Origin of the sequence: Sphingomonas sp. CFBP 8765 (assembly GCF_014841445.1) — a bacterium.
Lineage (GTDB): Bacteria > Pseudomonadota > Alphaproteobacteria > Sphingomonadales > Sphingomonadaceae > Sphingomonas > Sphingomonas aerolata.
The window spans coordinates 874,523-894,002 of sequence record NZ_JACYTY010000001.1 but is presented as its reverse complement, the minus strand read 5'-3'; the positions used below and the strand labels follow the sequence as shown (position 1 = coordinate 894,002).

Here is a 19,480-nt window from a genome sequence, read left to right as displayed (position 1 = left end):
CACCATGGCAAAGACCCAGACAAAAAGCCTGTTCACGGCCGACCTCGTCGTCCCCGCGATCAAGGCGTCGTTCCTCAAGCTCAATCCGAAGGAACTCGTTCGCAATCCAGTGATGTTCGTTACCGCCGTGGTCGCGGCGTTGATGACCGTCCTGCTCGTGGTCGGGCAGGATAACCTGTCGATCGGCTTCAAGCTCCAGCTCGTCATCTGGTTGTGGCTGACCGTGCTGTTCGGCACGTTTGCTGAAGCCTTGGCCGAAGGGCGCGGCAAGGCGCAGGCGGCGTCGTTGCGCGCGACCAAGGCGGAACTGACCGCCAAGCGGCTCAAAGGCGACGGGCGCGAGTTCGACGCGGTGCCCGCCAGCCAGCTCAAGGTCGGTGATATCGTGCTGGTCGAGACCAACGACCTGATCCCGTCGGACGGCGATGTCGTTTCGGGTGTCGCCTCGGTCAACGAGGCGGCAATCACCGGCGAGAGCGCGCCGGTGATCCGCGAGGCGGGCGGCGACCGCTCGGCGGTGACGGCGGGCACGCGCGTCATTTCCGATGAGATCCGCGTCAAGGTGACGGTCGAACCCGGCAAGGGGTTCCTCGACCGGATGATCGCGCTGGTCGAGGGGGCCGAGCGGCAGAAGACGCCGAACGAGATCGCACTGACGCTGCTGCTCGTCGGGCTGACGATCATCTTCCTGATCGCGGTCGGCACTGTCCCGGGCTTCGCGTCCTATGCCGGCGGGTCGATCCCGGTGGCGATGCTGGCGGCGTTGCTCATCACGCTGATCCCGACGACGATCGCCGCCTTGCTGTCGGCGATCGGGATCGCGGGCATGGACCGGCTGGTGCGCTTCAACGTGCTCGCCAAGTCGGGACGCGCGGTCGAGGCGGCAGGCGACATCGACGTCCTGTTGCTCGACAAGACCGGTACGATCACGATCGGCGACCGGCAGGCGAGCGAGTTCCGCGCGGTCTCCGGCACCAGCGCGCAGCAATTGGCCGAAGCCGCGTTGATCGCCAGCCTGGCGGACGAAACGCCGGAAGGCCGCTCGATCGTGCTGCTCGCGCGGCAAACATTCAACGTCGCGATCACCGCGCTCCCTACCGGGGCCGAGATCATCCCGTTCACCGCGCAGACCCGCATTTCGGGCGTGAAGATGGCCGACACCTTGATCCAGAAGGGGGCGGTGGACTCGATCCTGCGCGCCAATGCCGGATCGGGCGAAACCGCCGCGGCGACCGAACTGCGCCGGATCACCGACGAGATCGCCCGCGCGGGCGGGACACCGCTGGCGGTGGCGCAGGACGGGCGCCTGCTCGGCGCGATCTTCCTCAAGGACGTGGTCAAGGCCGGCATCCGCGAGCGGTTCGGCGAGCTGCGTGCGATGGGCATCCGCACGGTTATGATCACCGGCGACAACCCGCTGACCGCCGCGGCGATCGCGGCCGAGGCCGGGGTGGACGATTTCCTCGCCCAGGCGACGCCCGAGGACAAGCTGGAGCTGATCCGCAAGGAACAGACCGGCGGCCGGCTCGTCGCGATGTGCGGTGACGGCACCAACGATGCGCCTGCCTTGGCGCAGGCCGATGTCGGGGTCGCGATGAACACCGGCACGCAGGCGGCGCGCGAGGCGGGCAACATGGTCGATCTCGACAGCGATCCGACCAAGCTGATCGAGGTCGTCGGCCTCGGCAAGCAGCTGCTGATGACGCGCGGGGCGCTGACGACCTTCTCGGTCGCCAACGACGTCGCGAAATATTTCGCGATCATCCCGGCGATGTTCGTCGTGCTCTATCCGGGGCTCGGCGTGCTCAACGTTATGCGGTTGGGGAGCCCCGAAAGCGCGATCCTGTCGGCGATCATCTTCAACGCGGTCATCATCCCGTGCCTCGTCCCGCTGGCACTACGCGGCGTCGCCTACAGGCCGATGGCAGCCGGACCGCTGCTCGCACGCAACCTCGCGGTGTACGGTCTGGGTGGCCTCGTCGCACCGTTCATCGGCATCAAGCTCATCGACCTTGTGGTCGGTGGCCTCGGTCTCGCATAAGGAAAGACAGACATGGGCAAGGATTTCACCTCCGCGCTGCGGCCGGCGATCGTCATGACGATCCTGTTCGCGGTCCTTCTCGGGCTCGTCTACCCGCTCGCCATGACCGGGATCGGCCAGGCGATCTTCCCCTCTCAGGCGAACGGCAGCCTGGTGCGCGATGCGCGCGGGACCGTCATTGGCTCGACCGTGGTGGGGCAGGCGTTCACGACCGATCGCTACTTCCAGACGCGGCCATCGGCGGCCGGCAAGGGCTATGACGGTCTGGCGTCGTCGGGGTCGAATCTCGGACCGGCGAGCCAGGCGCTGGTCGATCGCGTGACGCCCGACGTCGCGAAACGCCGTGCCGAGGGTGTGGCTGGTCCGGTGCCTGCCGATCTGGTCACCGCCAGTGGTTCGGGCCTCGACCCCGACCTGTCGCCCGCCGCCGCGCTGACGCAGGCGCCACGCATCGCGCGTGTTCGCGGCGTGTCGGTCGAGCGGGTTCGCGCTTTGGTCACGGATGCAACGGATGCGTCCATCCTCGGGGAGCCGCACGTCAACGTGCTGGCGCTCAACCGCGCGCTCGACGGCCTGTCGGCCTCGGGCGCGCCCGCGCGCTGATGCCGGTCTCGGGTGACGGCAGACCTGACCCCGACGCCCTCCTGCGCGCTGCTGCGCAGGAGGGCAGGGGGCGTTTCAAGGTGTTCCTCGGCGCCGCGCCCGGAGTCGGCAAGACGTTCGAGATGCTGTCCGAGGGCGCGGCGCGGCGCCGCGACGGCGTCGACGTCGTCGTCGGCGTGGTCGAGACGCACGGCCGGGCGGAAACCCAGGCGCTGACCCGCGGCCACGAGATCATCGCGAGGCGGGCGATCGCCTATGAGGGCCGCACGCTGGAGGAAATGGATCTCGATGCGATCCTCGCGCGGGCGCCGCGTCTCGTCCTCGTCGACGAGCTCGCACATAGCAACGCGCCGGGCAGTCGCCACCCCAAACGCTATCAGGACGTAGAGGAACTGCTGGTCGCCGGGATCGACGTCTATTCGACCGTCAACATCCAGCACGTCGAGAGCCTGAACGACATCGTCGCCAGCTTCACCCGCGTCCGGGTCCGCGAGACGGTACCCGACAGCGTGCTGGAAATGGCCGAGATCGAGGTCGTCGACATCCCGCCCGACGAGCTGATCGAGCGACTGCGCGCGGGCAAGGTGTATCTGCCGCACGAGGCGACGCGGGCGCTGTCGCACTTCTTCTCCAAATCGAACCTGTCCGCTTTGCGCGAACTGGCGCTGCGGCGCGCGGCACAGGCGGTCGACGCGCGGATGCTCGACGACGTTCGTGCACTCGGGCTCGGCGGCACCTGGGCGGGCAGCGACCGGATCGTCGTCGCGATCAACGAACTGCCCGGTGCCGACACGCTCGTGCGCGCCGCCAAGCGCGTGGCCGACGGTCTGCGTGGCCCCTGGACCGCGCTCTTCATCGAAACCCCGCGCGTCGCGAATTTCTCCGACGCCGAACATCAACGCGTTGCCGCGGCGATGACGCTGGCGACGCAGCTCGGTGCAGCCGTCGCGACGGTGCCTGCGACCGATGTGGTGGCGGGTATTCAGGGCTTTCTCGCCGATGCCCGCGCGACGCAGCTGGTCATGGGAAAGTCGCACCGGTCGCGGTGGTTCGAGTTCCTGCACGGTTCGGTCGTCGACCGCGTGATCCGCGATACCCCGGGGGTCACCGTCCATGTGCTGCCCGTGGCTGCAGACCCGCGCGGCCGGGAACGCGGCCGGCGCCGGCCGGCGCGGTGGGGTACGCCCGCCGGCTATATAGTTACGACCGCACTCGTCGCGAGCGTCACCGGCGTCGCCAGTGCCCTGTTCCACATCCTCGATCTCGGCAACGTCGCGCTGTTGTACCTGTTGCCGGTCATGGCCGCCGCCAGCCTCTATGGCCTGCGGACCGGTCTTTACGCGGGGATCGCCTCCAGCCTTGCCTACAACTTCTTCTTCCTGCCGCCGGTCGGTACGCTGAGCATCAGCAATCCCGAAAATCTGGTCTCTGTCGTCGTCCTGCTCGCCATCGCGGTCGCGACGAGCCAGCTGACCTCACGTGTCCGGGCGCAGGCGGATCTGGCCGCGGCGAGTGCGCGGACCAACGCGACGCTTGCCGGTTTTCTGCGCCAGATCACGAGCGTCAACGACATCGACGTCGCGGCGCAGATGATCTGCGACGACGTCCGCGGGCTGCTCGACGTACAGGTCGTCCTGCTGGTGCCCGGGATCGGCAAGAGCCTGGAGATCCTCGCGGCCAGCGATGCCGGCTATCATCTCGGCACGATGGATACCGCCGCGGCGACCTGGGCGCTGGACACGGGGATGGCGGCCGGGAAAGGATCGGGCACGCTTGCGGCATCGGAGTGGCTGTTTCAGCCGCTGAAGGCCGGCGGCCGCGTGCTGGGCGTGCTGGGCGTGGCGAAGGATAGCGCGGCCGACCCGGTCCGCGCCGACCAGCTGCCGCTGCTCAGCAGCCTGCTCGACCAGTCCGCCTTGGTGCTCGAGCGGTTGCGGCTCGAGGTCGAGATGCGCGATGTCGAGACCGTGCGGACGCGCGACCGCCTGCGCGCGGCGCTGCTGTCGTCGGTGAGCCATGACCTGCGCACGCCGCTTACCGCGGTCATTGCCGCGGCGGACCAGCTCGAGCATGGCGCGACGCCCGACCTGATCGCGACGATCAAGGCCGAGGCCGCGCGGCTCAATCGTTTCGTCGCCAATCTGCTCGACATGGCCCGGGTCGAGGCGGGCGCATTGAAGCTTAACATCGAACCGACCGACCTCAGCGATGCGGTCACCGGCGCGGCGCACGATGCGCGGCGCGCGCTGGAGGGCCATGCGGTTCGGCTCGACGTCCCGCCCGATCTTCCACTGGTCTACACCGACCCGCAGCTGCTCCATCATTGCCTGCTCAACCTGCTCGACAATGCGGGGCGCTACGGCGATCCCGGGACCGAGATCGTGATCGAGGGGCGGCACCGGTTCGGCGAGCTTCGTCTGGCGGTCATGGATCACGGACCCGGCCTGCCGCCGGGCAAGGAAACCGAAGTGTTCGAGACGTTCCGCCGCCTCGAAGGGTCCGATCGCGCGGTGGGTGGAACGGGGCTCGGCCTCGCGATCGTCAAGGCGTTCGCGGAGGCGATGGACATGATGGTCGAGGCCGGGAACCGCAACGATGGTAGCGGAGCCGCCTTCGCACTGATCTTCCCCCGCGCGCTCATCGTCCGCGACCTCAAACCCGAAAGCATCGCCTGAATGCCCGCAAAGATTCTCGTGGTGGACGACGAAGCCGCGATCCGCCGCCTGCTGCGCAACACGCTCACCCGCGCGGGCTATGCCGTGGTCGAGGCCGAGGACGGGCGGCAGGCGCTGCAGCAGGCGGCGGTCGAGCATCCGAGCGCGGTCCTGCTCGACCTCGGTCTGCCCGACCGCGACGGGTTGAGCCTCATCCCGCTGCTGCGGACGCACGGCGATGCCGTGATCCTGGTGGTGTCGGCACGCGATGCGGTCGACGAGAAGGTCACGGCACTCGACCTGGGGGCGGATGATTTCATCACCAAGCCGTTCGACAGCGAGGAACTGCTCGCCCGCCTGCGCGTGGCGCTGCGTCATCATGGACTGTCTGAAACCACGCCTAAGATCGTGCGCACCGGTGACGTCAGCATCGATCTCGATCGTCGGGTCGTGTTCCGCGGCGACGAGGAACTGCATCTCACTCGCAAGGAGCATGACGTGCTCGCGGTGCTCGCCCGGCACATCGGCCGCGTCGTGACGCATCAGCGCGTGCTCGCGGCGGCCTGGGGCGGCGAGGAAGACCCGCGCGTCGAATACCTCCGCATCGTCATCCGCAACCTGCGGCAGAAGCTGGAGCACCCGGGACCAGTCGGCAGCGTGATCGCCAACGAACTGGGCGTCGGCTACCGCTTGCGTGCCGATGCGTAGCGAGGTCCTTGCGGATATCTCGATTGACATAGCATCGACGGGCACCGCGACTTGGATGCCTGACCGATGCCGGTGTCCTCGTCAGGCGGCCGTGCTGACGGGCGTTTCCGAAATGAGCGACAGATACAGGTTCGCGAGTTCGTAATGGCGGGCGCAGGCGCTTGGATCTTCGGTGGCGGCGGCCATTGCAATTTCCTGCTCGGCTCGCCGTTCGAAATAGCACCGATCTGCGTCCGTCATCGTCAAGCCCCTCGCGCAGCATCGCCCGCGTGTGTTCCGCCGCCGGCGAGTGCCAGCCATGCGGCGTCCTAGGCGCGGGACCAGATCGCGACAAGACCTATTGTTCGCTATATGTTCTTTGGCTAAGGACCCTCAATCCGTGGCGAAGTCCGTGCGTGTCGGTCGGACTCCGGAGGGCTCGTGCAGTACAGTTCTGGGTGCGCGTCCGTTGACGAATGGATACATGCCAAATCGGGCTGAACTATAGCCGTTTGGGATGTTCATGAAAAGTAAATAGAAATTGTTCTCAGATGCATCCATGGCTTATGATTTCTCCATGACCGATCTATCCTATCCAGTCGGTGATGATACCCAGCGTGTGGTGCTGCAACTCCAAAACGCGATACTCAAGAGGATTGCACGGGGCGAGAGTCTGGACGTGACCTGCCGGTCGTTATGCGAGAAGGTCGAGCAGCTGGTGCCCGGCGTGATCTGTTCGGTCCTGACGGTCGACCGCGCGGGCAGGATGCATCCGCTGGCCGGCCCCAGTCTTCCGGAGTCGTATTCGCAGGCGATCGATGGCGCCGCGATCGGGCCGCTGGCGGGGTCGTGCGGCACCGCCGCGTATCTTGGCACCGACGTCAGCGTCGCGGATATCGCGACCGATCCGCGCTGGGCCGATTTCAAGCATCTGGTGGCGCCGCTTGGTCTGCGCGGCTGCTGGTCGAGTCCGATATCAAATCCGGACGGCGTTACCGTGGCGACCTTTGCCTTTTACTACCGCGAAGCGCGGGGGCCGACGGCGTTCGAACGCGTGCTCGTCGAGCATTGCCTGCATCTCTGCCTGATCGCCATTGACCGCCATAATCGCGTCGTCGAACATGAGCGGCGCGCCTTTACCGACACACTGACCGAGCTGCCCAACCGGGCCGCCTTCAATGCGGCATTGGCCGATATCCGGGAACGGGCGGTCGAGCGCTGGGCGCGGTTCGTGCTCGATTTCGACAATCTGAAGGTGATCAACGACACGTTCGGGCATCCGGCCGGCGATGCTGTCCTGCGAATCGTCGGTCAGCGCATCGCGGCGGCGGGGGAGCCCGGGCGGACCTTTCGGGTCGGCGGCGACGAATTCGCGCTGATCCTGGAGTCGGCGGACGATCTGGCCGAACCCGATGCGATCGCGCAGCGGATCCTCGATGCGCTGGGCCGACCCGCCGATTGCGGCGGCCAGATCGTCGTGCCGCGCGCGACCATCGGTGGCGCGGTCTATATCGCGGGCGATCCCGTCACCGACCCTGTGCGCCAGAACGCTGATTTCGCATTGTATCACGCAAAGGATACCGCGCGCGGCAGCTTCGTGATGTATTCGGCCGCGCTGGGTTCGAGCATGACGCGGCGCCTGCACGCGATCCGCGATGTCAGCGCAGCACTCTGCGACGGACGGATCGAGGCCTATTACCAGCCGATCTTCCGGCTTGACACGCGTGAGATCGTCGGTCTGGAAGCGCTGTGCCGGATGCGCATTGACGACAGGATCATTTCCGCCGCCGCGTTCCACGAAGCCACCAGCGATGCGCGGGTTTCGACCGCGCTGACCGAACGGATGATGGGGCTTGTAGCCGTCGACATCCGGACCTGGCTCGATCTGGGTCTCGCGGTCCAGCATGTCGGGATCAACGTCTCGTCGGAGGATTTGAGCGGCGGGGCGATTGCGCGCGTGCTCGCATCAGCGTTCGAACGCCATGACGTCTCGCTCGAGCATGTCATCTTGGAGGTCACCGAGACCGTGTATATGGGCCGAGGCGACCAGGCGATCCAAGAGGCGATCCGCGCACTCCGCGACCACGGCATCCGGGTGGCGCTCGACGATTTCGGGACCGGTTTCGCGTCGCTCACGCATCTTCTGACGGTGCCCGTCGACGTGATCAAGATCGACAAGACGTTCGTCGATCATCTCGAACCCGACAGTGTCAGCGCGACGATCGTCGAAGGGCTGATCCGTGTCGCCAAGAAGATGGGCATCCGGATCGTCGCGGAGGGAATCGAGTCGGACCGGCAGATCGCGCAGCTTCGCGCGATCGGCTGCGTGCTTGGCCAGGGATTCGTATTTTCCCCCGCGGTCGACCGGGATGCGACGACCGCGCTCCTGGCGAAGCACGGGCAGCGCGAGGCGCGGCGTGTCGGCAGCGGCGCGATGGCACGGGCCTCGTGAGGATGCGGCCGACCTAGTGCCGGCGGTACCGCGAAATCCGGGCGCTGCGCTGCGCTCGCAGCCCGGCTTTACTGATAGCGGAGCGTCCTTTCGAACCCTTCATTGGTCTTGGTCATCTTGGCAATCTTGCGCAGCTGGCTGCGGACATGGCGCTGGAACCGGATATCGTCATAGATACCGGTTGCGGTATAATCGTCCTGCGCGATCAGGTCCTTGAGCCGTTTTGCAAAACCGGCCTGATCCGCGGTGCAGTCCGGTGCCTGAAGCGCCCGACAGGCCCATTCCTCGGCGGCCGCCTTGTCATAATCGTCCTGCGCCTCGTAGCCGCGCCGGTCCGCCATTGCCTGGTCGAGCTTCGCCGCGGCGAGCCGCCGCTCGAGCCAGATTTTGACTAGGGTCCCGTCCCACGCCGCGCTTTTGGTATTCGCCGGATCATTCATCGTTCGCTCCAATGCATTCCGGCATATGCGCAAATCGGGGACGTTCAAGCGCGTTTGCGGGCGCCGCTCTGCGTATCGGGGTGATACGCAGGTCGGTGCACGATCGAGCGCGCGCAGCGATGGAGCGCATTGACGGTGTCATCCGTTGACGAGGCCGATCAGACAATCGCTCCAACCGACAGGATCCCTTATGCTTCGTTCCCTTCTGATAGGCCTGGTGGCCGGACAGCGTGCGATGACGCCACTTGCTGCACTAGCCGGCGCCGCCCAGCGCGGCACACTCCCCGAGGACACCGCCGGGGCGCGTCTGATGGCGATGCCGCTGATCACCGCCGGGGGCGTGGCGATGGCCGCGGCCGAAATGGCCGGCGATAAGATGAAGACCGCGCCCGATCGTACGGTGTTCCTCGGTCTGCTCGCGCGCACGATCACGGGCGGCTTTGCCGGCGCGGCGCTCGCCCCGCCAAAGCGTCAGCTGACGGGCGCAGCGCTCGGGATCGGTGCGGCGATCCTGTCATCCTATGGTGGCCTCGCCGCCCGCAAATGGGCGATGGAACGCTGGGGGCAGACGAGCACCGGGTTCGTCGAGGACGCGATCCTGATGTCCGCGGCGACCGCGATCGTTCACGCCAGGCCGGCGCACGCCTGACGCCGGATCGCCGTCAGCGGCGGCCACCACGCCTCCGCTGACGGCACGATCTCCGACTAGATCTGGCTGTCTTCAGACTTCGCTTCGCCACAATACATCAGATATCGATCTATTGCCTCCGGCTCCGCCTTCTCGCGCACAAACAACAGTGATAAGCGCGAGATATTACGGGGGGATCTATGATTCGAGCAATCATTCTGGCTGCGGCATTTGCGGCGACGGTTCCGGCAGGGGTTTCGGCGAAGGATGATCCGAACACGCTGACGCACGGCATGGTGCAGATGAACCTGAAGGTCGGCACCACGACGCAGGCACAGATCATCGAGGCGTTTGGCGGGCCCAACATTACCACTATCGATGGTTCCGGACAGGAAATGTGGGTCTATGACCGCCATGCCACGGTGTCTTACGACAAGACATCGGGGTTTTCGATCGGCCTGTTCGGCGGCGGTGGTGGCGGCGGCGCCGCGGGGCTGGGCGGTCTGGGGTTCAGCAACAAGAAGTCGCGGTCGAGCCAGTCGTCGCGCGCCATGACACTCGTGATCAAGTTCGACGCGAACAAGGTGGTCAGCGATTTTCAAAGCCGCAGCAGTTCGTTTTAAGGGGGAATATCAATGAAGAAGCTTATCGTAGCGCTCGCCATGGCGGGTGCGTGCCTCGACGCGTCTGTCGTCCTTGCAAAAAAGCCGGTCGTCATGTCGTCGCTCGAACTCCAGCAACTGCAGGGTCGGGACATTGAGGCGAGCAAGGATCAGGTGTTCGGCGCCGTCATGTCGGTGCTGCAGGATTCGGGCTATCGTATCCAGGCCGCCGACAAGGACACCGGGCTGATCACCGGTATCGCCTCGACCAAGGGCAAGATGTCGTACAGCCTGTGGACCGGTTTCGGTAAATCGAAGAAGACGCCGATCGTCTCGGCCTTTATCGAGCAGACCAGCCCGTCGACGACGCATGTGCGGCTGAGCTTCGTCATGGGGAAAGTCAAATCGACCGTCTATGGCTCCGGGGCGCAGGACGAAGAGCCGATCTACGACGTGTCGGTCTATCAGACGGCGTTCGAGCAGATCAACCAGACCGTGTTCATCCGCCAGACGATGAAATCCCCGGCCGCGACGGTGGCGTCGCCGGGTGCGCCGATCGCCGCGACGCCTGTCGCCACCACGGTCGCGCCCGCCGCGCCGTCCGCCCCCAAGTGACGATCGGTCAGGCGGGCGGTACGCCGCCCGCCTGATCATGGTTGTGGGTGATTGCCGCTTGGCGTTGGCGCGCGGCCCGCTGCCGCGCTGGGTAGTTCGACACTTATAGCAGGGTGCGGCCCGTTGGCGCGGCGGTGCGGGTCGGAAAGACGGGGCCGCGCACCGTCATCCGGCTGGCCGGATAGGGGCGCTGCAGTGCCACGACGTCGTCGTAGCGACCGGTGAGCCAGAGCGCGTGACTGTCCGGATGTAGGATGGTGATCATCGCCTTGGGGTGGATCGGCGCGACCAGGTCATTCGCGTCGCAGGTGACCATCGCGAAATAGCGCTGCTCGCCGATCTGGCGCCAGAATCCGGCGATCGCAAACACGTCCTGGTCGATGACGTCGAACCACATCTCGCCCTTGATGGGCTTTTTCCCGTCGCCGCGATCAACGGGGTCGGGCGTCCATTCGCAGAATTCGGTGAGCGGGATCAGGCACCGGTTTTCGGGGTTCGCCGCGAGCGCTTTCCACTGTGGGAGCGCGAGGTTGCGGACATTGGTCATCGGCCATGGCGCCTGCCCGGCGGTCACGTCCCACTGCATCACGTCGAGCCCGCGGGCCCCGTCCTGCTCGCGGATCACATAGGCGCGGCTTTTGGGATAGAGCTCGGTCGGATTGAACCGGTTATCCATCGGCCTTGGCGTCAGCCAGCCCGCGCCAAAGACCTGGGTCAGGGTTTCGGGCTCGCCCTTGAACCGCGCGCGATTACACATGGGGTGGGGATGCGATGCGATCGGCGGTCGCGCAAGCCTGCGGAAAGGAGCACCGCCCGGTCACGGCCGGCGCTCCGCCGTCTCCGTTGCCGGCTTCGGCTTCACGTAGCGGTCCAGCCAGTCCGTCATCTGCCACAGCGTCTCTTCGGTCGACTCCAGCGCGCGATAGCCGTGCGGCTCGTTCGGCAGGACGACGTAGCGCACGGTCGCACCATTGCCCTTGAGCGCAGCGTACATGCGTTCGGACTGGATCGGGAAGGTCCCGCTATTGTCGTCCGCGCCGCCGTGGATCAGCAGGATCGGCGCCTTGATCCGGTCGGCATAGGTGAACGGGCTCATTTCGGTATAGGTCGGCGTCGCCTGCCAATAGGTCCGCTGTTCGGCCTGGAAACCGAACGGGGTCAGCGTGCGGTTATACGCGCCCGACCGGGCGATGCCTGCGCGGAAGAGATCGGTATGCGCGAGCAGATTGGCGGTCATGAACGCGCCATAGCTGTGCCCGCCGACCGCCATGCGGGTCCGGTCGGCGACCCCGAGCTTGACGACGGCATCGACCGCCGCCTGCGCATTCTGCTGGAGTTGCTTGACGTAGGTGTCGTTCGCCTCCGTGCCGCCTTCGCCGATGATCGGCATCGCCGGATTGTCGAGGATCGCATAGCCCTGGGTCAGCAGGAACAGGTGGCTGATGCCGCGTGGGCGCACGAAGCGATTGCCCTGGTCGACGGTCTGCCCGGCGACCTTCGCATCGGTGAATTCGGCGGGGTACGCCCAGAGCAAGGTCGGCAGCGGCCCGTCGCGCTTCGCATCATAGCCCGCGGGCAGGTAGAGCGACCCGGACAGCGCAAGCCCGTCGGCGCGGGGATAGGTGATCGTGCGCTGCGTCACGCCGGCGAACACCGGGGCAGGATCGGCGAACGCGGTGACCGGCTTGGCACTGCCGCCCCTGACGCTGCGCACGACGTAATTGGGGGCGAGCTTCGCACTTTCGCGGCGCGTGAGGATGCGCTGCCCGGTATCGTCGAGCATCGCGACGACGGTTTCGTAATAGGGCGGCTTGGCGGACCATAGCCGCGTCTGTTCGCCGCCTGTAAGCGGCAGCGTCGCAAGGAAGGGGAAGGCGCCCGCCTTGGTCGCACCGTCGCCGGTGACGTAGACGGCCTTATGGTCCGGGGTGAAGCGCATCACCGGTTTGCCCGCGGCGTTCGATTCGACGACCGGCCGACCCGGGTCGCCATATTGGTCCTGATAATTGCGGGTCAGCAGCGTGCGCGCCTGGCCCGGTCGCGCCGGTGCGACCGCGAGCCGGTGTTCGGTCCGCGACCGCCATTCGCGATCGACGACCATCGCGAAGCCGTCATCGCCCCAGAAGGTCGTCGCATAGCGCGCCGGGGTCATCGCCAGATCGACCGGCGCTGCTTCGAACGGTGCTGCCTGCATCTTGACCACGTCGTGGAAGGCGACCTTCGCACGCGGATTGCCGCCGTCGAGCGCTTCCGCCCAGACGAGCGTGGCGGGGGCGTCGGATCGCCACATCGCCTCGCGCGGTCCCTTGACGGCGGCGTCGAAGTCGACCGGAAGATCGTCGGCGAGCGGGCGATCGACCAGCGTCCGTACCCGCTGGCCATCGATCGTCGCGACGGCGATCTCGGTCGGGAAATAGCGCGCGGGCAGCAGATAGGAATAGGGGCGCTTGAGCCGTTCGGTCAGCAGATACCGGCCGTCGGGCGAGACGCTGAACTCGGTGATGAGCCCGGGTGCCCCGATCGGCCGGGCGGCACCCGACAGCGCGATCCGGACGAGCTGGCCCGTGAAATAATGATCGAACAGGGCCTCGTCCTGCGCATCGCCGAGCAGATCCTCATAGGTTCGCGCCGCCGACGATCGGCCTGCACTTTCCTGGACGACGGGGCCCGTCGGCGTGTCGCCGGCGACCGGCGCGGGGCCGCGGTTCGCGGGGACGGTGTAGGCGATCAGCGCCGTGCTGTCGGGCATCCAGGCGAACGGCGTGCCGAACGTGCCGTTCAGGCCGCTGGCCACCATGCGCGCGCTGCCGTCACGCTCGGCGATCCACAGCGAGAGACCGTCGGGCTGCTGTGCGTAGAAGGCGAGGCGGGTGCCGTCGGGCGACCAGTCGGGTGCGGCAAAGCGTAGTCCGGCCGGCAGCGCGACATTAATGGTCTTGCCGCTCGCCAGATCCTTGAACTGCAGCGCGTTCAGCCACTGTACGCGGACCTCGGCCTGGCCGTTGGTCGCGGGATCGATGCGATAGCCACCGAGCCGCAGGATCGGTTTGGACAGATTGGCGATCGACGGAAGATTCTCGCGACCGAGGATCGCGAGCGTCCGGTGGTCGGGGCTGACCGAGACGCCCGGGGTCGGGGGTGTCTCCAGCGCCCGTGCGATCGCATCGGGCGCGCGGTGATAGGGCGTGCCCGGCGTCTGCGCGCTGGCGCCGGAGACGACCGCGCTGGTCGTGACGAGGAGGAGAGCGATCAAACAGGCACTGGCGCGCATTCATAACCCCTTGTTCTGATATGTCAGGGGTGTGGCATGTCGGGCGTGCCGGCACCAGCGGGCCCGGCCTGCGTGGCAGCTGGCACCTCAGAATTCGCGGATGATGCGCAGGCCGACGCGCGGTCGGAATGGACCCGACACGGCGCGTTCGGCGCCCGCACCGATCTGCGCCGAGACCTTCCGCCCGATCGCGCGGTGCAGCTGTGGCATCAAGAGCCAATGGCCGCTCGCCCCCGTCTGCCGGTTTACCTCGAACCCGAGCACGGTGCCGTCATCGACATCCCAGAATGTCGAGTGATTGACGATCAGCCCGGTGCCCTTCGTGCTCCTGAGCGTCACGTCGCCCGCGCCGATCATCGTCATCGTGCTCAACCGTTCGCCGAAGCGGTTGCCGAGCAGATAGACCAGGCTGCTCGACCACCCCCCATCGCGGCGATTGTGAAGCCCGAGATACTGGACGCCGTGGATGCTGCGTCCGCCGCGAAACGTGCCGAATGTTCCCTGCAGCCCCATTTTGAGATCGGTCAGCCGGCTATTGGTGAACGGCAGCTCGAGCTCGACCGCAAAGCCGTCGGCGACCGCATATTCGACCTCAGGCGCCCATTCGACATGGCGCGACGGTCCGCTGAGATTGACCTGGGCGAGCGTGTTGGTCTCGAGCTCGCCGCGCCGTGCGCCGAGTGGCCGGACCATGTCGAAGATCATCGGTTCGGGGATGGCGGGGATCGCCGCGGACGTCGCCCCCGCGATCGCGGTCGCGCCCGGTACCGGCTGGGCGTCTGCCGATCGCGTCTGCGCGGCAGCGCCGGTGCTGGCGGCAAGGAGGGCGGGGGCGCAGAACGCTGCGAGGGAAAACGGGGCGCTGGGCCGCGCGCGGATGATCATGGTAACGGGTTCCGATGGATAGTGCATGAGGACATGCGCTCATTGCCGCGCCGACTTACGCCGACCTTACGCGGGCCCGCAGGTCGACTTCATGAAGCGCGAACAGCACCATCCCGATGGCCAGCGGGATCAGGAAATAGACCATCCGATAGGCGAGCAAGGCGGCGAACAGCGTCGCGCGGTCGATCTCGGGGAGGCTTGCCAGCATCACCGCTTCGAACACGCCCACGCCGCCCGGGGCGTGGGTGATGAGTCCCGTCGTGATCGCCACGAGGTACCCGAGCAACAGGCCGGGAAGCAGGGCAAGCGACGCACCGGGCAGCAGGACGACCAACACCAGCGCCGCGAGGACGAGGTCGATGCTCGCCATCATCATCTGGATGAGTGCCTGCCGCGTGCGAGGCACGGGGATCGAGCGGCCGAACGCGACGATCATCCGACCGCCACGCCGGTGGAGCAGGACCAGCACCACGCCCAGCAGGGCAAGGCTCGCCGCGCCGATCGCGGCATGCACCGGGTAGGATATCGCAAGGCCGGCAATCGCCAGCCTGTCGGGACTGGCGATCAGCCCGATCCCGAGCAGCAAGAGCACCCCGGACCAGAAGGTCAGGCCGGTCAGCACCATGACATGGCCGACTTCGCCGATCGTCAGCCCTGCGGGCTGGTAGATCCGCCACCGCGCGGTTCCGCCGGTCAGCAGCGCGAACCCGAAATTGTGACTGAAGACATAGCTGGTGAACGAGGCGAGCGCCGCACGGGGATAGGCAACCCGTCGCCCGATGACCCGCAGCGCGATCACGTCATAGCCGGTCAGCACGCCGTAGCTGGTTGCGGTGATCCCGGCCGCGAGCAGCAGCCGGACCCAGCCGATCCGCGTGAGCGCGTCGCGGACGTCGGACCAGTCGACCCCGTCTAGCAGGCTTGCGAGTGCCGACAGGGCGATCGCGACGACGGCGAGCATCGCGGCAGCAGCGGCTGCCGTTCGCACCGACGACGATGACAGGAGACGTCGCCACCCTGACGGCGTCCGGGCGCTGCACTGTTCTGTCACGACGCTCAGCCCGCGGCCAACCGGTTCCGCCAGAGTGCCGGCGCGGCACCCGGATCGGCGGTTGCCGACACCGTGTCCGTGCCCAATAGCGCACGATAGGCGTCGAGGACCATCGCCGACGCCGTGTCCCAGTCATAGGCCGCGCTTGCCGCACGTGCGGCCCGGCCCATCGACGCGCGCAGATCCGAGAACAGCGCAAGACGGCGAACCGCGGCAACCGCCGCATCGAGATCGTTCGCGGCGAAGAACATGCCCGTTTCCTTGCGCAGCAGGTTGCGTCCGCTGGGGATGTCGACGCACACGCTCGGCAATCCCGATGCCATCGCTTCCAACGTCACGTTGCCAAAGGCTTCGGTAATGCTCGGATTGACGAAAATATCCGCGCTGGCGACTGCGCGGGCCAGTCTGTCGCCCGACAGGCTGCCGAGGAGGATCGCGTCCGGCAGGCGCCGCGTTAGCCAGTCCCGTTCGGGCCCGTCGCCGACGATCACGGCCCGGATGGTGGCGGATGATCCGCACAGATCTCCGCTACCCGTGCGAACCGCGTCGACGATGTCGGCGAACAGCGCCGGCCCCTTCTCGCGGACCAGCCTGCCGAAGAAGAGCAGGACGATGTCGGTGTCGGCGATGCCCATGTACCGACGCCAGGCCAGGTCGCGGTGGCGCGGGGAGAAGGCGTCGCGATCGACTCCGCGACCCCAGAGACGTGTCCGCTCGCCAAGCCCCTTGGCGGAAAACTCGGCGGCGATGGGCGGGGTGGGCACGAGGATCGCGTCGCTGCCGGTGTAGAACCGGTCGAGATGCCGTTCCATCGTTGGCCGGATCAATCCCGCACCATAGAATTGCGCATAGGTCTCGAACCGCGTGTGCAGGCTGACGACGACCGGGACGCCCATCGTCCGCGCCAGCCGCTGCGCGGCAACGCCGGTCCAGTCGGGGGCGGACAGGTGGACGATGTCGGGGCGGAAACATTCGACATCGCGCCGGACCGCCGCCGGCAATCCGAGCCCCAGCCGATACTCGCCGCGACCCGGAATGCGAACCGACGGGACCGACACCAATGTGCCCTTGGGGTCAAAGGCGGGGCGGGGCGATGTCGGTAAATAGACCCGGACGTCGACGCCGTCGCGCTCAATATACCCAACAAGGCGGTTGAGCGCCTGGTTGGCGCCGTCGCGCAGATAGTTGTAGTTGCCCGAGAACAGGGCGACCCGGCGCGGCTGGTAGGGCGCCGCACGGACGCGGGACACCGCGGCGCGGGTCGCTGCAAGCCGTTCGAACGGGCCAAGGATATTGGACATGGAGACACTCTGATTTTTGCTGACGGCGCATCGCGCGACATCGATCGGGATCGAGGATCGGTCGGCCTATCCCGTCCGGCTTACGCCAGCCTTACAGGCGGCCATCGGCGCGGGCGGTGCGCTCCGGGCAGCCCGACCGGGGAGCGTCGATGCGGATCCTGATCGTCGAGGACCATGCCGATCTGGTCACGATGCTGATCCGGCTGCTCGGCGAGGCGGGCTATGCCGCGGACGCGACCGCGACGGCCGCCGATGCACGGCTGATCCTGTCCTATACGCGCTATGCCGCGGTCATCCTCGATCTCGGGCTGCCGGACGGCGATGGCCTGTCGGTCGTGCGCGAATTGCGTGACCGCGACGATCCCACGCCGGTCATCGCGCTGACCGCGCGGGCGAGCGTCGCACACCGCGTGACCGGGCTTGAGGCGGGGGCCGACGACTATCTCGCCAAGCCGTTCGCGCCCGAGGAACTGCTCGCGCGCATCCAGGCGCTGCTCCGGCGCAGCGGCACGATTGTCGACCGGACGATCGATTGCGGCAATGTCCGGTTCGATCCGGCAACGCGCGAGGTCACCGTTGCCGGCCGGCCGACCGTTTTGTCCGCGCGCGAACTGGAGGTGCTCGCCGGGCTGATCCGCCGCACGAGCCGGGTGGTGACCAAGCAGCATCTCGAACAATTGCTGTTCGGGCTCGCCGACGATCTCGGGTCGAATGCGGTCGAGGTCTATGTCCACCGGCTGCGGCGTCGCCTGGCGGAGTCGCAGGCGACCGCGGATATCGTTACGGTCCGAGGAGTCGGCTACATGATGCTGGAGCGGGACGCGTGACGCGGCCGCCACGGTCGCTGATGGCGCAGATCCTGCGCTGGCACGCGATCGCGGTGCTGATCACCGCCGTCGCGGTGGCCGGCGGGGTCTATCTGTTTCTCGACACGACGGCGGCGCGGATCCAGCATCAGACGGTCCACGTCCATGCCCAGGCCCTGCGCCAGGCGCTGTCGCAGGACGCGACCGGAAGGTTGCACCTGACCCAGGACGGGACCAGCGCCGCGGTGTTCGCGCCGGGGGCGGGCTTTGCATTCCGCATCGTCGATCCGCGTGGTGCGGTCCTGTTCCGGTCGGACTCGCCGATCCTGGTGCCGCTCGCTGCCATCCCGCTGAGCGACGAGGAGCGTTTCTTCCGCCGGCAGTCGCGGCACGCCTTCTATGCCGGCGCCAGCAGCCCGGTGCGCGTCGGGAGCGCGCGTGTCTGGATCGTCGTCCTGCAGAACCTGACCCACCCGGACTATATTCTCGACGACCTGCTGGCGCAGTTCCTGCTCTACGGTCTGGCGATCGTGACGCCGGTCCTGCTGGTTCTGCTGGCGATCGACGTGCTGATCATCCGGCGTGCGGTCGCGCCGGTACGGCGAGCCTCCGCATCGCTGCGGACGGACGATGCGCTGCCGCTCGATTTGCGGCTGCATGACGACCGGCTTCCGGCCGAGGTGCGTCCGCTCGCGCGTGCGGTCAATGCGCTGCTGGAGCGTCTGACGTCGAGCTACCGCATGCAGCGCGACTTCATCGCCGATGCGGCGCACGAACTGCGCACGCCGATCGCGGTGGCCAGGCTTCGTGTTGAGGAGGTCGAGGATGCGACGTTGCGAGCGACGCTGCGCAGCGATCTCGACACGCTCGGCCGCATCGTCGAGCAGGTGCTGGAGATCGCCGAGCTCGAAACCGTCGCGCTGGATACCGCGGCATCGGTCGATCTCGTCGCGATAGCGACCGACGGCGTGGCCTCGATCGCGCCGCTGGCGATCCGTCAGGGCAAGTCGATCGCGCTGTCGACGGAGGCGGACAGCGTGATGGTCGCGGGCCATGCGGCCTGGATCGCCAAGGCGCTGGGCTGCCTGATCGAGAATGCGGTCAAGCATAGCGGTCCTGGCTGTCGGATCGACGTGACGATCGGGACAGACGGCACGCTGGCGGTCTGCGACGACGGCCCCGGCATCCCCGAGGCGGATCAGCCGTCGATCTTTCGCCGTTTCTGGAAACGCGATCGTGCCGCATCCGCCAGCAGCGGGCTGGGGCTGGCGATCGTCGCGCAGGTCGCGGAGGCGCACGCGACGCGGGTGGTGCTCGCGTCGCGGCCGGGGCGGACCCGGTTCGCGATTACCTTCCGCACCGCATTGATGCGCCGCTGATCGCGACCCCATCTTCGCCACTGACGCGCTCTTATCGGGCATTGCACCATGGTCCACATAGCGGG

17 protein-coding genes are annotated in these 19,480 nt (G+C 67.1%); 10 read left to right on the top strand and 7 right to left on the bottom strand.

Annotation, left to right across the window (positions count from 1 at the left end):
• The first annotated feature begins 4 nt into the window (after positions 1 to 4).
• The 4 genes from kdpB to IFT87_RS04230 are packed head-to-tail and all read left to right on the top strand — an operon-like array spanning position 5 to position 6,006.
• On the top strand, positions 5 to 2,041 hold the full coding sequence (kdpB, locus tag IFT87_RS04245; protein ID WP_192007625.1) for a potassium-transporting ATPase subunit KdpB: 2,037 nt from the start codon (positions 5 to 7) through the stop codon (positions 2,039 to 2,041).
• 12 nt (positions 2,042 to 2,053) lie between these two features.
• The gene (gene kdpC, locus IFT87_RS04240; RefSeq protein WP_031440228.1) at positions 2,054 to 2,644 is read left to right on the top strand and encodes a potassium-transporting ATPase subunit KdpC; all 591 of its coding nucleotides are present in this window, start codon (positions 2,054 to 2,056) and stop codon (positions 2,642 to 2,644) included.
• Positions 2,644 to 5,319, top strand: a complete 2,676-nt coding sequence (locus IFT87_RS04235) for a sensor histidine kinase (RefSeq protein WP_031440229.1) — start codon at positions 2,644 to 2,646, stop codon at positions 5,317 to 5,319. Before kdpC ends, IFT87_RS04235 begins: the two co-directional genes overlap by 1 nt.
• Positions 5,320 to 6,006 carry a response regulator transcription factor gene (locus IFT87_RS04230; RefSeq protein ID WP_031440230.1) on the top strand — a complete coding sequence of 229 codons (687 nt, stop codon included), beginning with the start codon at positions 5,320 to 5,322 and terminating at the stop codon, positions 6,004 to 6,006.
• Between the two features lie 81 nt (positions 6,007 to 6,087).
• On the opposite strand, the gene IFT87_RS04225 is transcribed toward IFT87_RS04230, so the two are convergent.
• Positions 6,088 to 6,246 carry a hypothetical protein gene (locus tag IFT87_RS04225; RefSeq protein WP_156363512.1) on the bottom strand — a complete coding sequence of 53 codons (159 nt, stop codon included), beginning with the start codon at positions 6,244 to 6,246 and terminating at the stop codon, positions 6,088 to 6,090.
• Positions 6,247 to 6,562: 316 nt separating this feature from the next.
• Here IFT87_RS04225 and IFT87_RS04220 point away from each other — a divergent pair, with 316 nt between their 5' ends.
• Positions 6,563 to 8,437 (top strand): sensor domain-containing phosphodiesterase, encoded by a 1,875-nt coding sequence (locus IFT87_RS04220; RefSeq protein ID WP_197975099.1) that lies wholly within the window; start codon positions 6,563 to 6,565, stop codon positions 8,435 to 8,437.
• A gap of 68 nt (positions 8,438 to 8,505) precedes the next feature.
• On the opposite strand, the gene IFT87_RS04215 is transcribed toward IFT87_RS04220, so the two are convergent.
• Positions 8,506 to 8,877, bottom strand: coding sequence for a hypothetical protein (locus tag IFT87_RS04215; protein WP_052149303.1), 372 nt, complete (start codon positions 8,875 to 8,877; stop codon positions 8,506 to 8,508).
• A 190-nt stretch (positions 8,878 to 9,067) separates the two neighbouring features.
• Here IFT87_RS04215 and IFT87_RS04210 point away from each other — a divergent pair, with 190 nt between their 5' ends.
• From IFT87_RS04210 to IFT87_RS04200, 3 genes are all read left to right on the top strand, one after another.
• Positions 9,068 to 9,526, top strand: a complete 459-nt coding sequence (locus tag IFT87_RS04210) for a membrane protein (protein ID WP_031440233.1) — start codon at positions 9,068 to 9,070, stop codon at positions 9,524 to 9,526.
• Between the two features lie 179 nt (positions 9,527 to 9,705).
• Complete coding sequence (locus IFT87_RS04205; RefSeq protein ID WP_037531788.1) at positions 9,706 to 10,128, top strand: hypothetical protein; 423 nt, start codon at positions 9,706 to 9,708, stop codon at positions 10,126 to 10,128.
• 12 nt (positions 10,129 to 10,140) lie between these two features.
• Positions 10,141 to 10,722, top strand: coding sequence for a hypothetical protein (locus tag IFT87_RS04200; protein WP_159511613.1), 582 nt, complete (start codon positions 10,141 to 10,143; stop codon positions 10,720 to 10,722).
• A 103-nt stretch (positions 10,723 to 10,825) separates the two neighbouring features.
• Here the strand turns inward: IFT87_RS04200 and IFT87_RS04195 are convergent, their stop codons facing one another.
• The 5 genes from IFT87_RS04195 to IFT87_RS04175 form a co-directional block, all read right to left on the bottom strand.
• Positions 10,826 to 11,479 (bottom strand): SOS response-associated peptidase family protein, encoded by a 654-nt coding sequence (locus IFT87_RS04195; protein ID WP_192007623.1) that lies wholly within the window; start codon positions 11,477 to 11,479, stop codon positions 10,826 to 10,828.
• A gap of 60 nt (positions 11,480 to 11,539) precedes the next feature.
• Positions 11,540 to 13,993 (bottom strand): prolyl oligopeptidase family serine peptidase, encoded by a 2,454-nt coding sequence (locus IFT87_RS04190; protein WP_192007621.1) that lies wholly within the window; start codon positions 13,991 to 13,993, stop codon positions 11,540 to 11,542.
• A gap of 87 nt (positions 13,994 to 14,080) precedes the next feature.
• On the bottom strand, positions 14,081 to 14,878 hold the full coding sequence (locus IFT87_RS04185) for a hypothetical protein (protein ID WP_249403172.1): 798 nt from the start codon (positions 14,876 to 14,878) through the stop codon (positions 14,081 to 14,083).
• A 55-nt stretch (positions 14,879 to 14,933) separates the two neighbouring features.
• On the bottom strand, positions 14,934 to 15,866 hold the full coding sequence (locus IFT87_RS04180; protein ID WP_192007619.1) for a lysylphosphatidylglycerol synthase domain-containing protein: 933 nt from the start codon (positions 15,864 to 15,866) through the stop codon (positions 14,934 to 14,936).
• Between the two features lie 68 nt (positions 15,867 to 15,934).
• Positions 15,935 to 17,230: a glycosyltransferase family 4 protein gene (locus IFT87_RS04175; RefSeq protein WP_192007617.1), complete on the bottom strand. Its 1,296-nt coding sequence runs from the start codon at positions 17,228 to 17,230 to the stop codon at positions 15,935 to 15,937.
• Positions 17,231 to 17,379: 149 nt separating this feature from the next.
• Between IFT87_RS04175 and IFT87_RS04170 the strand changes: the two genes are divergently transcribed.
• Together IFT87_RS04170 and IFT87_RS20825 are read left to right on the top strand one after the other, a co-directional pair.
• Complete coding sequence (locus tag IFT87_RS04170; protein WP_031440241.1) at positions 17,380 to 18,057, top strand: response regulator transcription factor; 678 nt, start codon at positions 17,380 to 17,382, stop codon at positions 18,055 to 18,057.
• On the top strand, positions 18,054 to 19,415 hold the full coding sequence (locus IFT87_RS20825; protein ID WP_052149305.1) for a sensor histidine kinase: 1,362 nt from the start codon (positions 18,054 to 18,056) through the stop codon (positions 19,413 to 19,415). Before IFT87_RS04170 ends, IFT87_RS20825 begins: the two co-directional genes overlap by 4 nt.
• Positions 19,416 to 19,480 lie beyond the last annotated feature (65 nt).

Coding starts and splice junctions, on each gene's coding strand:
- kdpB (WP_192007625.1), top strand. CDS start 5: ATGGCAAAGACCCAGACAAAAAGCCTGTTCACGGCCGACCTCGTCGTC.
- kdpC (WP_031440228.1), top strand. CDS start 2,054: ATGGGCAAGGATTTCACCTCCGCGCTGCGGCCGGCGATCGTCATGACG.
- IFT87_RS04235 (WP_031440229.1), top strand. CDS start 2,644: ATGCCGGTCTCGGGTGACGGCAGACCTGACCCCGACGCCCTCCTGCGC.
- IFT87_RS04230 (WP_031440230.1), top strand. CDS start 5,320: ATGCCCGCAAAGATTCTCGTGGTGGACGACGAAGCCGCGATCCGCCGC.
- IFT87_RS04225 (WP_156363512.1), bottom strand. CDS start 6,246: ATGACGGACGCAGATCGGTGCTATTTCGAACGGCGAGCCGAGCAGGAA.
- IFT87_RS04220 (WP_197975099.1), top strand. CDS start 6,563: ATGACCGATCTATCCTATCCAGTCGGTGATGATACCCAGCGTGTGGTG.
- IFT87_RS04215 (WP_052149303.1), bottom strand. CDS start 8,877: ATGAATGATCCGGCGAATACCAAAAGCGCGGCGTGGGACGGGACCCTA.
- IFT87_RS04210 (WP_031440233.1), top strand. CDS start 9,068: ATGCTTCGTTCCCTTCTGATAGGCCTGGTGGCCGGACAGCGTGCGATG.
- IFT87_RS04205 (WP_037531788.1), top strand. CDS start 9,706: ATGATTCGAGCAATCATTCTGGCTGCGGCATTTGCGGCGACGGTTCCG.
- IFT87_RS04200 (WP_159511613.1), top strand. CDS start 10,141: ATGAAGAAGCTTATCGTAGCGCTCGCCATGGCGGGTGCGTGCCTCGAC.
- IFT87_RS04195 (WP_192007623.1), bottom strand. CDS start 11,479: ATGTGTAATCGCGCGCGGTTCAAGGGCGAGCCCGAAACCCTGACCCAG.
- IFT87_RS04190 (WP_192007621.1), bottom strand. CDS start 13,993: ATGCGCGCCAGTGCCTGTTTGATCGCTCTCCTCCTCGTCACGACCAGC.
- IFT87_RS04185 (WP_249403172.1), bottom strand. CDS start 14,878: ATGATCATCCGCGCGCGGCCCAGCGCCCCGTTTTCCCTCGCAGCGTTC.
- IFT87_RS04175 (WP_192007617.1), bottom strand. CDS start 17,230: ATGTCCAATATCCTTGGCCCGTTCGAACGGCTTGCAGCGACCCGCGCC.
- IFT87_RS04170 (WP_031440241.1), top strand. CDS start 17,380: ATGCGGATCCTGATCGTCGAGGACCATGCCGATCTGGTCACGATGCTG.